The organism is Paenibacillus sp. GM2FR, from assembly GCF_002803325.1.
GTDB classification, from domain to species: Bacteria; Bacillota; Bacilli; order Paenibacillales; family Paenibacillaceae; genus Paenibacillus_AQ; species Paenibacillus_AQ lautus.
The window spans coordinates 395,415-409,999 of record NZ_MKZM01000009.1; the positions used below are offsets into that span (position 1 = coordinate 395,415).

The window sequence follows — 14,585 nt, forward strand, 5'->3', positions numbered from 1 at the left end:
CGTGGACTCCCAAACAGCTGGATTGGTCTGGATTAGCGATATTTGATGATATTAGAGGGTTGTAGTTCCGCTATTACCTTGTTTTCTGCCTGTTAGTGAAGTTATGAGGACATGAGATCCACTATCGCAGCAAGTTATATAGTTGAAAATCGCCAATCAATCGAAATCAATGCGCTTGTTGAAGTAACGGTAGGAGATGTCCACGAGCAGGTTCACGAGCACGAACATGATTGAGAGCACAAGCACGGTTGCCTGTACGACCGGGAAGTCCCTTGCCCGGATCGAGTCGATGACGTATCGTCCCATGCCGTTCACGGCGAATACGGACTCGGTCAGCACCGCCCCGCCCAGCAGGCCGCCAAATTCTAGACCGATGACGGTAATGACCGGGATCATGGCATTTTTCAAGGCATGCCGATAGATAATGACGCGTTCCCGGACGCCCTTCGCCTGGGCAGTTCGAATGTAGTCCTGACCGATGACCTCCAGCATGCTGGATCGGGTCATTCGGGCAATAATCGCGGCGCCGCCTGTCCCGAGCGTGATCACGGGAAGGACGGTTTGCGACCACGTGCCCCAGCCGGAGGGACGGAACCAGCCCAAATCCACGGCAAAATATTGGATCAGCATAAGCCCCAGCCAGAAGTTCGGCATCGACAGTCCGAACAGGGCGATGAACATGACGCCGATATCGGCAGGCGAGCTTTTTTTGACGGCGGAGATGATGCCGGCCAGAATGCCGAGAAATACAGCCAGGATCGTAGAGTACACGGCAAGCTCGACGGTGATCCAGAACCGGCTTTTGAATATTTCATCGGCGATGGGACGGCTGCTGCGGATCGAATCTCCCAAATCCCCCTGCAGCAAGCCGCTGACGTAGTTCCAATACTGAAGCGGCAGCGGATCGTTCAATCCCAGGTTCTCGCGGATCTTCTCCACCTGCTCCTTGGGTGCCCCTTCCCCGATAATGACCTGCGCTGCATCTCCCGGAATGAGGTGCATCAGCAGAAAGACGACGATGGTAACGCCAATGACAACAGGTATCGTCTGAATCAGCCTTCGAATGGAATAGATGAGCATGGCCCGGCAGCTCCCTTCATTATTTTTTCATTTTCGGGTCAAGGACATCCCGCAAGCCGTCACCCAGCAGATTAAATGCGATGACAACAAACACGATCGACAAGCCGGGGAACAGGGCAACATGGGGGTGCTCCATAATATAGTTGCGCCCATCATTCAGCATGGCTCCCCACTCCGGCGTCGGCGGCTGCGCGCCAAGACCGAGGAAGGACAGGCCGCTGGCGGTCAGGATGGCAACAGCTATCCGCAGCGTAGCCTGCACGATGATAGGGGATGTGATATTCGGCAGAATATGCCCGAAGATGATTCGACCGTCGCTCGCGCCCAGCGAACGCATGGCATCAATATATTCGAGCTTGCGCACGGCCAGCGTCGAGCCGCGCACGACTCTGGCAAAGGTGGGAATCGAGAAGATGCTGACAGCGATGATCACGTTGAACAGATTTTTTCCAAGAACGCTGACAACCGCCAATGCCAGCAGAATGCCGGGAAACGCCAGCATAACATCGGTAATTCTCATAATGAGCGCATCCCATTTACCCCCGTAATAGCCGGATATGATTCCGAGCACGACACCAAAGGCTGCTCCGATAATGACCGAAATAAAACCGACCGAGAGCGTAAGACGCATGCCATGGATAATCCTTGTGAAAATATCTCGCCCGTTGTGGTCCGTACCAAACCAATGGTCAGCGGACGGCTTCAGCAGTTTCGTAGAATAATCCACTTTGGTCGGATCATACTGGGTGAGCAGGGGGCCAATGATCGCGACAAGAATCATCAGCAGGAGAAAATAACCCCCGAATAAGGCCGCTTTGTTCTTCTTCAGACGGTGATAGAAAGATTTCCATTGTACGAGGCGAGTTCCACTAGGGAGCGATTCTTGTGTTCTGGCATCAGCGGTCATGTTAGGCAAGTGAAATCATCCTTTCTCCAAGTATGGATGTCAGAATTGGTATCGTAGAAACGTGAGGTAAATCTGGCTTCTACTGGTATAAATATCAAATAGTAAAATATATGTTAACTGTGCATGAAATATTTTCCTATTTTGATTGAGAAAGGGGAGTTTGTTTCACATGACAGGTAATAGAAGATTAAAGTGGCTTGTCTGCATTTTGGTCATACTTGCCGTAATGATGTCTGCGTGCAGTAGTCCAAGCAAGAGCAGTAACCCCGAAACGCCGCCAAACGGCAGCAATACGCCAACTCCTGATCCGGGGGCCAAAGATCCTCCCGAAGGAACAACCGACACCGGTGCGAATGAGCTTGTGATTGCCTGGCTTTCTGATCCGCCATCCATGGACCCTCATATGTCGACGGACCAGCAAACGAGCGTAATGACAACGCATATTTATAACACGTTGGTGATTCATGATAAGGATCTGAATATTCAGCCAGGGCTCGCCGAGAGCTGGAAAGCGGTCGATGAATTGACTTGGGAGTTCAAGCTGAGACAGGGCGTGAAGTTTACGGACGGCTCTCCATTCAATGCAGAGGTGGTCAAAGCCAACATTGATCGTATGCAGGATCCGGAGGTTGCTTCTCCTCGCGCATCGCTTGTCGGCATGATCAAAGAGGTTAAAGTCGTTGACGAATACACGGTGCAGCTCGTGACCGAATATGCCTTCTCGCCGCTGCTTGCCCATCTGGCCCATTCTGCGGTGAGCATGGTTAGTGCGGAAGCCATCAAGCTGGATTACGAGAAACTGAAGGCAGGCGAGAAGGCAGGCGCATATCTGGCGCAGAACCCTGTAGGTACGGGCGTATTCAAATTAGAGAGCTGGAACCCCGGACAGGAAGTGAAGCTGGTGGCGAATGCCGATTATTGGGGAGATAAAGCGAAGGTTGAACGGGTCACGTTTAAGGTCGTAAGCGAAGAGGGAACGCGGATCGCGGAGCTGGAAACCGGCTATGCGCATATTATCGATCCGGTGTCGCCGAGCAGCATCAGCCGCATTGAGAGCACGGACGGCATGTCCCTGAACCGTCAGGCATCGCTGAGTCTGTCGTATATCGGGTTTAACAATAACAAAGAGCCGTTCAACGATGTACGGGTTCGGCAAGCCTTATCGATGGCCATCAATAAGGATGAGATCATCTCGGGTATCTACGAAGGCACGGGCATCCCTGCCGTCGGTCCACTGGCACCGGACGTGAACGGCTATGATGCTACCGTCAAGCCGATCGAACATAACATCGACCAAGCGAAAGAGCTGTTGAAGGAGGCCGGCTATGAGGGGGGCTTCTCAACGACCATCTGGACCAATGACAATCCGGAACGGATTAAGATCGCCGAGTACGTACAATCCAAGTTGAAGGAATTGAATGTTGAAGTCAAAATCGAAGTGGTGGAGTGGGGAGCATATCTGGCCCAAACCGCAGAAGGCAAACATGATATGTTTGTTCTCGGATGGTCCACGGTAACGGCCGATGCCGACTATGGCATGTATGAATTATTCCATTCCAAAAATGTAGGGGAGCCGGGCAACCGTACCTTCACGAAGGATCCGGAACTGGATAAACTGCTGGATGCCGGGCGTAAAGAGAACGATCCGGAACAACGCAAGCTCATCTATAAGCAGGCGCAGGAGAAGCTGGTTGAGTTAGCGCCGATGCTGTATATCCATCATCAGGAGTATTTAAACGGAGTCAGCAGCAAGGTGGAGGGCTTCTGGCGGCATCCGAACGGTATCATGCAGCTGCATCAAGTGTCCATTCAGCCATAAGGATGTCCTGAAAGCTTTATAGCTTTGTATCGTCGTATCTTATAGAGTCGTTTAAGCCAAAGAGGCCCTATGTTGGGGTCTCTTTTTTGATGTTGTTAGCGTGCCGGGACAAATGAATAGGACGCCCCATGGATCATAAGCAGCGTTCGTTGAGCATCTGAATAGATTATGCAGCATGTCCGAGTGGATGAAATTGATGTCGCGTTTTTTGCGTCAAATGAATGCTGAAAAGAATATAATATATACGTTGACACGTATATACACTTCGGTGTATATTGAAACCATGAATACTTCAGCTATGCAACTAACCCTGTTCACGATCTCGGAGCCGAACCGTTTCAACATAGTCGAACTCTTAAAGCAAGGGTCGAGATCGGTCAGCGACATCGTAGAGACTCTGGGAATCGGCCAGCCCCAAGTATCCCGCCATCTGCGGATACTGAGCGAGGCCGGGCTGGTGAAAGTCCGTAAGAACGCACAGCAGCGCATTTATAGTCTTGAAGCCCAGCCGTTTCAGGAGTTGGACGTCTGGCTCGATTCGTTCAGTCGACTATGGGAAGAGAGACTCGACAAGTTCGAGGACTATATGAGCGACTTCAACGGAAAGGAGAGTTAAACCAATTTTTTATAACTAGCTCCACAGGAAGATCCGGCTCTGCACGCAGAGCCGATTTCACAGATAGGAGGAATCCACATGGGCAGGAAAACCACCATCACGAAAGACCGGGAGCAGCGGAAGCTGACCGTGGAGCGTGTCGTATCGATACCTCTGAAGCTGTCCTGGCAGGGATGGACGAAGCCGGAACACATCGAACGCTGGTGGGGGCCAAAGAACTGGAATGCCACGGTATATGAGATGGATGTCAGACCGGGCGGCGTATGGCGCTATAGACTGGCTCCCGATGCGGCGGGAGAAGGGGAAGAAGCCTTCTGCAAGGCGACCTACTCCGAAGTGGTGGAGTTATCGAAGCTCGTCTATACGGATACATTTACGGATCAGGACTGGAGCCCCGTGGCAGGCAGTGACATGTTAACCTCGGTTACGTTTGAAGTGGGCGGGGAAGGGACCAGGCTAAGCATCATCACCCATTTTGCTAGCGTAGAGCAGCTGGAGGCTGCTGAAGGCATGGGAATGGTGGAAGGATACGCAGATACGCTGGAACGGTTCGAGGATGAAATCAGCTTGTACATAAATTAAAGGAAGATAAAAGGAGAGATGATCATGAACTACGTTATGTCAAATGACGGCACCCGTATTTTTTATGAAAAGAAAGGGACTGGTCCGGCTGTCATTCTTGTAGCTGCAGCAGCTTCGGATCACAACGATACAACGCGCCTAGGGGGGCTTTTGTCCGAACATTTCACCGTTTACAATTATGATCGCCGGGGACGGGGCAGCAGCACGGATACGGCTCCGTATGCCATTGAACGTGAGGTCGAAGATATCGATGCCCTTATTCAGGAGGCGGGCGGCAGCGCGTATGTATTCGGAAGTTCCTCGGGCGCTGTTCTGGCTCTGGATGCGGCGAGCAAACTCGGAAGCAGTAAAGTTAGAAAACTGTTTTTATATGAGCCGCCGTTTATCATTGACGATAGCCGCGAGCCCGTACCGGCGGAATACGTGCAGCATTTGAATGCGCTGATGGCCGGGAGCAGGCGCAGCGAAGCCGTGGAATATTTCATGACGGCAGCGCTGGGAATCCCCGCGGAATATATAGAATTCATGAAGGCAGATCCTTCTTGGCAGGTCATGGAGGGCATGGCGCATACATTGGCCTATGACGGCATGATCATGGGGAGCACGCAATCCGGCCAACCGCTGCCAGCAGATCGCTGGGATGTTGATGTCCCGGTGATGGTGATGACGGGCGAGAACAGCGGAGCTGTGTTCCATGGGGCCGCGAGCGCTTTGGTCGACTTGCTCCCTCAGTGCGAGCACCGAATGCTGCCTGGTCAGGACCATTCTGCCGTCGTGATGGCGCCGGAAGTGCTGGCTCCCGAGGTATCGGGATTTCTGCAGCCTTCGGCAGACCGAATACCGAGATAAAAGAGCCTGTCGCGCAAAGAACCCGTGACCCTTAGGGCCACGGGTTTTCACGTTCCGGTCGAAGTATTCATTCGGACTTCTGAAACGGCTCAATAAAATGATTAAAGGCGCTGGTGCGAAACAAGTCGCGCCGGAATATAAAATGGACCCTGGAGCTGCGGTAACGTTTGGGGATTTGGAAAGCCTGTAATTTCCCGGCATCCACCCAGTCCTTAACGGAAGAACGCGTTAGCAGCGAGATGCCCAGCCCGGCGGCCACACCGCCCATGATGGCTTCCAACGTGCCAAACTCCATAATGTTCATGGGCCCGACGTTCTCTTCATGAAGCCATTGCTCCAACCGTTTACGGTGGTAGCAGCCCTTGCCGAAGAACAGCAGCGGTTTGGTGAGCAAATCGCGAAGCGCAGCATCCGTGGGTTCCGAGATGAGGACAAGCTCCTCGTCAAAGGCTCGGATTTCGTCAAAGTCCGGGTAATCCAGAGGTCCGCTGATAAATGCCCCGTCCAGTTCATACTCGTTCAGGGCTCGGATCAAGTCAGCCCTGTGGCCTGTAATTAATGACAGTTTCACGTCAGGATATCGTCTATGATAATCCAGCATGATACCGGGAAGATGGACCGCGGCCGTGGTTTCCGATGAGCCGATCCGCAGCGGCCCCGACGGTTCTTCCGAGAATTTAGTCGATTTCATGGCTTCGTCAAGCAAACGCGTAATCTGATCGGCATATTTGAGCAGATTACAGCCGGCCGAAGTTAAGGCAACGCCGCGGCTGAGCCGATAGAACAGAGGCGTGTTCAGCTCGGATTCAAGCTGCCGGATTCTAGCGGTCACGTTTGATTGCACGTAACCAAGGCTGGCTGCAGCCTTGGTTATATTTCCTTCACGGGCAACAGCCTGGAATATCTTCAGATCCCCACTTTCCACCTTAGCAGCCTCCTTATATCCATCATTCACAGTGATGGTTTATATCTTATTTAATTATTTTACATGATATGAAGGTCGGAATAAACTGAGGATACACTTGGTAAGGAGAGGGGAATTCATGGCATGAGCAAACCGCGTATGCTGTTTCTGACGATATTTACGATGCTGGTTGCGGGACTTAACTTCCCGATCGGCAAAATGGCGCTGTCCTTCGGTTCCCCATTCGTGCTGCTGGCGATCCGGTTTGTGGGCGCGGGCCTTCTGCTGCTGCCCTTCATTGTAAGACGGGCCCATCCCAGGAGCAGCGCTGCCTGGCTGAAGCTGGCAACGATCGGTCTGTTTCAATCGGCACTCGTGATGAGCGGCATCTACCTGAGCATGCAGACCATTTCTTCTGGCAGTTCCTCGGTTCTGTCCTCCAGTAACCCGATCTGGTTCATCGTGTTCAGCTTCCTAATCTTCGGTATGAGGTATCGTCTTCTTCAGTGGGCGGGCGTGATCATCGGTTTTATCGGCGTATTCATTACGCAAGGCTTAGAGATGCAGATGCAGAGCGGATTCTGGTTTGCGCTGGGTGCGGGGATGGCCTGGGGCATGGCGACGCTGCTAAGTTCCCGTTGGGGCAAGGAGTTTGACGCTTGGGTCATGGCTGCCTATCAGATGCTGATCGGGGGCATCCTTCTACTCATCGCAAGTCCGCTGCTGGAGCAGCCGCATTTTGTATGGGATTCGTCCCAGATCGTCAAGGAGCTCTTTGTTCTGGGCTGGATGATCCTGATGAGCTCGATTGCTCAGTTCGTTACCTGGTATTATGTGCTGCGCAATAGCGATCCCAATAAAGCGAACGTGTATCTGTTCCTCATTCCCGTGTTTGGCGTATTATCCGGATGGCTTATACTAGGCGAGCAGCTGCATTGGTATACCTTGGCCGGCACAATGTGTATTGGGCTTGGCATTTATCTGGTGAATCGGCCTGGACGAGTGGATACAACAAGAGATCCATTCACGATCAAGGAGCGGTGCGGAACCTTATAAAGGGCAAGAAATCTAATATATTCGGAATTAGCAGGTCACGGCGATGGATTCGCGTGGCCTGCTTTTTGCTGTGACGACCAAAGGTTTTCTGGCCTGAGTGGGTATCATGACAAGCAGCGACAAGAATGATGTTCCAGGGAAAATCTCGCCCCAGCAAAATAAGTAAATTTTATTAAAAATAAATCCATGTTATATTAAATTTACTAACGCCTTTGGAGAGGGGATAGGATTCATGAGTGGTTTGAAGGAAATTGCAAAGCTCGCGGATGTCTCGGTGTCTACAGTGTCCAACGTGCTGAACGGGCGCAAGAACGTGGGGCGGGAGACGAGGGAGCGGGTGCTGAGATTATGCTCGGAGCACGGCTATTTTCCGCATAAGTCAACCAAATCCGATAAAAGCAACACGATTATATTTGTCTTCAGCGACTTTGATCGCGATTATTATTTAAAGATCATCAAGGGGATCAGCCATTGCCTGACGGAGAATGGATATGACCTTATCATCTGTACGAATAAATCCAGCACCAATTTTATGCGCAGCAAATTTGCAAGCGGTACCATAAGTTTGGATCGGAATATGACGGACGAATATTTAGTCTCGGTAGCCACGCCGCAGTTCCCCGTCGTTCTCATGGACCGGATTATTGATAACGAGTACGCCAACACCAAAAGCGTGATCGTGGACAACTACCCCGTGATGTGTGAAATGGTCCAGGCCTTGGTGGATAAACAGTTTACGAATTTTGGATACATTGGCGGCTTGGAGTTTACCCTGGATCACAAGGAGCGATTCGCCGGATTTATGGATACGCTTGCGAAGAATGGCATCGTGTTTGACCGCCGCAATTACTTTCATGGCGACTACAGCGAGGAAAGCGGATATCAGGCGGCCAAAATACTGATCCTGAGCAACGTTTTGCCTGAAGTGCTGGTCTGTGCAAATGACAATATGGCTCTGGGCGCGATCAAAGCTTTGGAAGAGAACGGAATACGGGTGCCGGAGGATATCTCGATCACCGGATTCGATAATTCGGATGCGGCGGCGATGGCCGGTTTGACCACGATTGCGATCCCGCGTTATGAAAGCGGTTATTTGGCGGCGAAGGAGCTGCTTGAGATGATCAAGGGCACAACGGGCAGGGAGCCCTTTAAGCTGAATGCCACCATTCAGTGGAGAAAAACGGTGAGATAAACTTTACGATTGTGACTAGTAAAATATCAAGAATTTTACTAGTTTTTTTACTTAGTATTTTTATGAAAACGCGTACAATTTTTATTGACATTCTAGGTAAACCGCCCTATGATGGGTTTGTAAACGTTTTACTTTATAGAGTCCTTAAGGGGGAGGCGTGTCACTTGAAAAAAGTAAAAAAGGTATTAAGCATACTAACAGCAACGGCTTTGGTTGCGACACTTGCAGCCTGTGGTGGTACATCTGACAATGATTCTGGAGCAGCATCCGGGGGAGATAAGCTGAAGAAAATTACACTCTTCCAATCGAAAGTTGAAATTACAGAACCTCTTGAAGCTTTGGTTAAAACCTATAAAGAAGAAACCGGCAATGAGGTTGAGGTATGGGGTGCCGCAGGTGATGCTTATTCGCAGCAGCTGGTAGCGAAGCTCAGCAGCAACCAGGGACCGACCATATTCAGCGTGGCTCCAGGGCCCGAGTCCGAGAAGCTGAAATCCTATTTCTCCGATTTGAGCGGTGAAGAGTATGTTAAGAACATTGCGCCTGACATGGAATTGAAGGTCGATGATAAAACCGTCGGCGTTCCATACGGCGTAGAAGGTTTTGGCCTCGTATACAACAAGGATCTGGTAGATCCGGCTAACATGAAAGACCTAGATTCTTTCACCAAGACACTGGAGCAGCTGAAAGCTGACGGCAAGAACGGCTTGAGTTTGTCCCAGGAGGCTTACTTCTTGATCGGACACATCATCAACACGCCGTTTGCGCTTCAATCCGATCCGTTGGCCTTCATCGACCAGCTGAACAAGGGCGAAGTGAAGATGGCCGACACGAAGGAGTTCCAAGAGTGGGCGAAATTCATGGACGTCATCAAGGCCAACACCAAGAATCCGCTGGAAGTGAAATATGATAGCCAGATGGGCGACTTCGCTACGGAAAAAACAGCTATGGTGCATCAAGGCAACTGGAGTTACTCCATGCTTGCGGACTTCGGTGACTTCGGCTCCAAAGTCGGCATGATGCCGTTCCCGCTCGCCGGCAACGACAAAATCGCCGTAGGCGTGGCAAGCTACTGGGTCGTAAACAATCAGGCCGATGCTGAGGAAGTCAAAGCCGCAAACGCTTTCCTGAACTGGCTCTTTACCAGCGACAGCGGCAAGAAAGCCATCGTAGACGATTTCAAATTCATTCCGGCTTTAACGAATATTGAAGCAGGCGATCTGGATCCGTTGTCTCAAGCCGTGCACGAAGCAACAACGAAGGGTGAGACGATCACTTGGGCGTTGAACTACTTCCCATCAGGAATCATCACCAATGACCTGGCTCCGGCTACGCAGGAGTACTTCATGAATCCGGGCATGACAGGCGAGCAGTTCCTGCAGAAGCTGGATGAAGTGTGGGCGAAAGCATCGAAATAATCGAGGCCGAGCGACCGTCATCTGATATAACAATTCCATGAAAACGAAAGCCTAGCCTCAGACGTTCTGATGATGAGCGTTAGGCTTTTGTTTTTTCTAACACGAATTCAAGGTTTGATGCCGCCTTGCGGGAATCATCCGGAACGGAAAGAAGGTATGGATTATGAGCAAAAGAAAGGATAAAGCCTGGTTTGCCCTGTTTACGGTGCCGCTTCTGTTTATTTTCACGACCGTGGTTCTCATCCCGTTCATTATCGGGATTGTGTACTCCTTCGTCAATTGGGACGGCATTCCGGCAAATCCCAAAGTATTCGTAGGATTCGACAATTACGTTCAGCTGTTCCAGGACGACCGATTCCTGTCATCGGCTTGGCATACGGTTCAATTCACGCTGCTCGCACTGGTATGCGTCAATATTCTGGGTCTTGGCTTTGCGCTGCTGGTGACGACAAAGCTCCGCTCGAGAAATGCGGCCCGGACGATGTTTTTCATGCCGAACCTGATCGGCGGCCTGATTCTGGGTTACATCTGGCAGTTTATTTTTACGGATGCCTTCAGCTTCCTGGGCGAAAAGACCGGATTTGACAGCGTGTTCTTTAACTGGCTGCTGCATCCGCAGTTTGCGCTGTACGCCATCGTCGCCGTATTCACCTGGCAGCTGGCGGGTTATACGATGATCATTTACATCGCGGGCATCCAGGGGATTCCGGATGAGCTGATGGAAGCGGCCAAGGTCGATGGCGCCAACCTGTGGCAGCGTCTGAAGAGCATCGTATTCCCGCTGTTAATGCCTTCGTTCACGATCTGCCTGTTCCTGACGCTTTCTGGTGCGTTCAAAATCTACGACGTGAACCTGTCGTTGACCAAGGGCGGTCCGAGCAATGCAACGGAGATGTTTGCGATGAATATTTTCAATGAGATTTTTGCTTACGGTAATTATGGATTAGGTCAGGCGAAAGCGATCATCTTCTTCCTGATTGTGGCCGGACTCACGCTGACGCAAGTCATCATCACGAAGAGAAGAGAGGTGCAGATGTAATGAAGAAATCAGGGAAATGGCTGCTCGATATCCTGCTGTTCCTCGCTGCGCTGGTCTTCTTGTCTCCGGTCTTCATCATGCTGATCAACTCGTTTAAGGATCGTGCCGAGCTGTATGAGAATGCGCTTGCGCTGCCTTCTTCCTTCAGCTTTGAATACTATAAATCCGCGATGGAGAAAATGAATTTCTTCACCGCTCTGGGCAACTCGCTGTATGTCACCGTCATCTCGGTGATTATCGTCATCGTGCTCGCATCCATGACGGCATGGATGTTGGTGCGGACGGATAATAAGCTGAGCAAAGTTATTTTCTTTACCTTCGTGGCGACCATGCTGATTCCGTTCCAAACGCTGATGATGCCGCTGATGCAGGTGATGGACTGGATTCGCACCAATCTGCACATTCCGATGCTCAACACCCATGAGGGTTTGATCTATATGAACGTCGGCTTTACGTCCAGTATGGCGGTCTTCCTGTACCACGGGTTCATCAAATCCGTACCGGTTGCGCTGGAGGAGGCAGCTACGCTGGACGGCTGCTCCAAGCTGGGCGTGTTCTGGCGAATCGTGTTCCCGCTGCTGAAGAACATCAGCGTGACCATCGCGATCCTGAACGTCATCGCGCTGTGGAACGACTACCTGCTTCCATCGCTGACGCTGTCGGATAAAGGGCTGCGAACGATTCCGCTCTCGACCTTCTATTTCTTCGGGGAGTTCACGATTGTGTGGAACCAGGCGATGGCCGGTTTGACGCTGACGATCATTCCGGTTGTCATTTTCTATATTTTCGCGCAGAAATACATCATCAAAGGGATTGCGGCAGGTGCGGTAAAATGAGGCGGATCATTACGAGGGCCGACGATTATGCTTCCAGCCGTTCCGCTAATGCTGCGATTACCCGGGCGGTTGAGGCCGGATTCATTAAAAACGTGTCTATCATGGCGCCCGGTCCTTATCTTGCCGAGGCCGCGCAGCTGTTGGCGCATCGCAAGGACATCTGCTTCGGCTTCCATATGACGCTGAATGCGGAATGGGATAACGTACGCTGGGGACCTGTTGCCGCGAAGGAACAGGTTCCTTCGCTTGTCGATCGGGCGGGATATTTCTATCAGGACCCGATCCTGTTCCAGGATCATCCGCCATCGCTGCAGGAGATCCTTCTAGAGTGCGAAGCGCAGCTTGATAAACTGACCGCAGCAGGCTTCAACATTTCTTATGTCGATTCTCATATGCTGCCGGAGCGCTTCATACCCGGGCTGCAAGAAGAGCTGGACCGCTGGATGGAAGCGAAGGGACTTATCAACCATCGCTATTATTACAACTTCTTCCCGGGCGGCGTTCCGGACGGGATCGAGTCGTTTGAAAGGGTTCTTGGCGGCTTGACGGAAGACCAGTACTTCTTTCTGTCCCATCCGGCACGGTATTCGGAGGAAATGGTGCAGTGCGGCAATGCTCAAGTGGATGGGGAAGCGCTGGCGCGAGGACGCGATCAGGAGGCTTCCTTTCTTGCGCGGGAAGACTTGAATGACATTAGTGAGCGACTGGGTTTTCGTGCTATACGATATGATGAAGCGTTACCATTGCCTGGTGTATAATGGAAGGGTCATGATGAATTTATCTTGTTATACAGGGAGAGGCGGAAAAGGATGAACATGAATACGGTTCAATTATTGCCAAGAAGTACCCCCGAAAACCAAGGAATCTCATCTCAGTCCATTGAACGTTTTATCGGATCGATTCAGGAGAAACAGCTTGAACTCCACAGCTTCATGCTGGTACGGCATGGACATGTCGTAGCGGAAGCCTGGTGGAAGCCGTATCAGGCGGACAAACCGCATATGCTGTTCTCGTTAAGCAAGAGCTTTACTTCTACCGCGATCGGACTGCTGACCCAAGAGGGACAGATTGCGCTGGAGGATCGGGTGATCGGCTTCTTTCCGGAATACGCTCCTGAAGATCCCTCGCCGAATCTGTCCGCGATGACGATTCGTGATTTGCTGATCATGGGAACGGGACACGCCCAGGAGCCTGCCATGCCGTCCGATATTTGGGCGGCCGATTTTCTTAAACAAGCGGTTGAGCATGAACCCGGCACACACTTTGTATATAACAGCGCAGCGACTTACATGCTCTCGGCAATTCTGCAGAAGGTCACCGGCATCACGCTGTTGGATTATTTGCAGCCCCGTCTGTTTGAGCCGCTCGGCATTCATGGAGCCACCTGGGAAAGCTGTCCTCAGGGGATCAACACCGGCGGATGGGGACTTAAGCTGAAGACCGAGGACATTGCCAAGTTCGGTCAGCTTTATCTTCAGAAGGGGGTGTGGGAAGGCCAGCGCCTGATTCCGGAAGCGTGGATTGAAGAGGCAACCTCCAAGCAGATATCCAACGGACCTGCGGATTCCTCTTCGGATTGGACCGAAGGGTACGGCTATCAATTTTGGATGTGCCGCCACGGGGCCTACCGCGGTGATGGCGCATTTGGGCAATATTGCGTCGTGCTGCCAGATCAGGATGCGGTGATTGCGATTACCTCCGGACTAGGAGACATGCAGGCCGTGCTGAATGAAGTGTGGGAGCATCTGCAGCCGGCGATGGGATCTGATGCCCTGCCGGCCGATACCGGAGCGGAGGCTTCTCTTACTGGAACGCTGCAAGCGCTAAAGCTGGATCCGCCAAGCGAAGAGGCGGCATCCCCGGTCGAGAAGGACGTCTCCGGGATCGTATATGACCTCGAAGAGAATGAGGAGAAGCTGCAATCGTTCTCCATTCGTTTTGAAGAGGATGGCGCGGTGATGGAGCTTGCGGGGGAACGTGGCGTCAACTCGATTGCCTTGGGCAGGGGCGAATGGAAGTCGGGAACCACCTCACTGATCATGATGGCGGATAACGAGTATGCTGCCTCCATGACCTGGAAGGACGATCGGACGCTGGAGCTGACCATCCGACTGACAGAGACGCCATTCTACTTAACCACGGAATGCACCTTCGGTGACGAGGAAGGCATTCATCTTGCGTACTGGATGAATCAATCGTTCCAGGGCAAGGTGGTCCGGGAGATTAAGGGCAAGGTTACGGCGTGAAGCCAATAAACCAAGATACATTAAAAACCTCTCCATCGTCA

At 51.7% G+C, this 14,585-nt stretch carries 14 protein-coding genes; 11 read left to right on the forward strand and 3 right to left on the reverse strand.

Features of this window, described 5'->3' with window-relative positions; all coding sequences use genetic code 11:
- Window positions 1-156 precede the first annotated feature (156 nt).
- Both PAEVO_RS22820 and nikC read right to left on the reverse strand, forming a co-directional pair.
- The gene (locus PAEVO_RS22820; RefSeq protein WP_012818632.1) at window positions 157-1,080 is read right to left on the reverse strand and encodes an ABC transporter permease; all 924 of its coding nucleotides are present in this window, start codon (window positions 1,078-1,080) and stop codon (window positions 157-159) included.
- Between the two features lie 19 nt (window positions 1,081-1,099).
- Window positions 1,100-1,996 (reverse strand): nickel transporter permease, encoded by an 897-nt coding sequence (gene nikC, locus PAEVO_RS22825; protein ID WP_100539822.1) that lies wholly within the window; start codon window positions 1,994-1,996, stop codon window positions 1,100-1,102.
- A 160-nt stretch (window positions 1,997-2,156) separates the two neighbouring features.
- Between nikC and PAEVO_RS22830 the strand changes: the two genes are divergently transcribed.
- From PAEVO_RS22830 to PAEVO_RS22845, 4 genes are all read left to right on the forward strand, one after another.
- Complete coding sequence (locus PAEVO_RS22830) at window positions 2,157-3,806, forward strand: glutathione ABC transporter substrate-binding protein (protein WP_100539823.1); 1,650 nt, start codon at window positions 2,157-2,159, stop codon at window positions 3,804-3,806.
- A 298-nt stretch (window positions 3,807-4,104) separates the two neighbouring features.
- A complete protein-coding gene (locus PAEVO_RS22835; RefSeq protein WP_036674202.1) occupies window positions 4,105-4,422 on the forward strand; it encodes an ArsR/SmtB family transcription factor in 318 nt (105 codons plus the stop codon).
- Window positions 4,423-4,500: 78 nt separating this feature from the next.
- Entirely contained in the window at window positions 4,501-5,004 is a 504-nt protein-coding gene (locus PAEVO_RS22840) for an SRPBCC family protein (RefSeq protein WP_100539824.1), read from the forward strand.
- Window positions 5,005-5,028: 24 nt separating this feature from the next.
- Window positions 5,029-5,853: an alpha/beta fold hydrolase gene (locus PAEVO_RS22845; protein ID WP_100539825.1), complete on the forward strand. Its 825-nt coding sequence runs from the start codon at window positions 5,029-5,031 to the stop codon at window positions 5,851-5,853.
- A 67-nt stretch (window positions 5,854-5,920) separates the two neighbouring features.
- Here the strand turns inward: PAEVO_RS22845 and PAEVO_RS22850 are convergent, their stop codons facing one another.
- Window positions 5,921-6,778, reverse strand: coding sequence for a LysR family transcriptional regulator (locus PAEVO_RS22850; protein WP_100539826.1), 858 nt, complete (start codon window positions 6,776-6,778; stop codon window positions 5,921-5,923).
- A 123-nt stretch (window positions 6,779-6,901) separates the two neighbouring features.
- Between PAEVO_RS22850 and PAEVO_RS22855 the strand changes: the two genes are divergently transcribed.
- The 7 genes from PAEVO_RS22855 (at window position 6,902) to PAEVO_RS22885 (ending at window position 14,544) form a co-directional block, all read left to right on the forward strand.
- Window positions 6,902-7,813, forward strand: a complete 912-nt coding sequence (locus PAEVO_RS22855; protein ID WP_100539827.1) for a DMT family transporter — start codon at window positions 6,902-6,904, stop codon at window positions 7,811-7,813.
- Window positions 7,814-8,045: 232 nt separating this feature from the next.
- On the forward strand, window positions 8,046-9,005 hold the full coding sequence (locus PAEVO_RS22860) for a LacI family DNA-binding transcriptional regulator (RefSeq protein WP_100539828.1): 960 nt from the start codon (window positions 8,046-8,048) through the stop codon (window positions 9,003-9,005).
- Window positions 9,006-9,169: 164 nt separating this feature from the next.
- On the forward strand, window positions 9,170-10,423 hold the full coding sequence (locus PAEVO_RS22865) for an ABC transporter substrate-binding protein (protein ID WP_100539829.1): 1,254 nt from the start codon (window positions 9,170-9,172) through the stop codon (window positions 10,421-10,423).
- 163 nt (window positions 10,424-10,586) lie between these two features.
- On the forward strand, window positions 10,587-11,462 hold the full coding sequence (locus PAEVO_RS22870) for a carbohydrate ABC transporter permease (RefSeq protein ID WP_100539830.1): 876 nt from the start codon (window positions 10,587-10,589) through the stop codon (window positions 11,460-11,462).
- Window positions 11,462-12,298: a carbohydrate ABC transporter permease gene (locus tag PAEVO_RS22875; RefSeq protein WP_100539831.1), complete on the forward strand. Its 837-nt coding sequence runs from the start codon at window positions 11,462-11,464 to the stop codon at window positions 12,296-12,298. Before PAEVO_RS22870 ends, PAEVO_RS22875 begins: the two co-directional genes overlap by 1 nt.
- Complete coding sequence (locus tag PAEVO_RS22880; RefSeq protein WP_100539832.1) at window positions 12,295-13,056, forward strand: polysaccharide deacetylase family protein; 762 nt, start codon at window positions 12,295-12,297, stop codon at window positions 13,054-13,056. Before PAEVO_RS22875 ends, PAEVO_RS22880 begins: the two co-directional genes overlap by 4 nt.
- Before the next feature lie 75 nt (window positions 13,057-13,131).
- Window positions 13,132-14,544 carry a serine hydrolase domain-containing protein gene (locus tag PAEVO_RS22885; RefSeq protein WP_243390904.1) on the forward strand — a complete coding sequence of 471 codons (1,413 nt, stop codon included), beginning with the start codon at window positions 13,132-13,134 and terminating at the stop codon, window positions 14,542-14,544.
- Window positions 14,545-14,585: the final 41 nt, after the last annotated feature.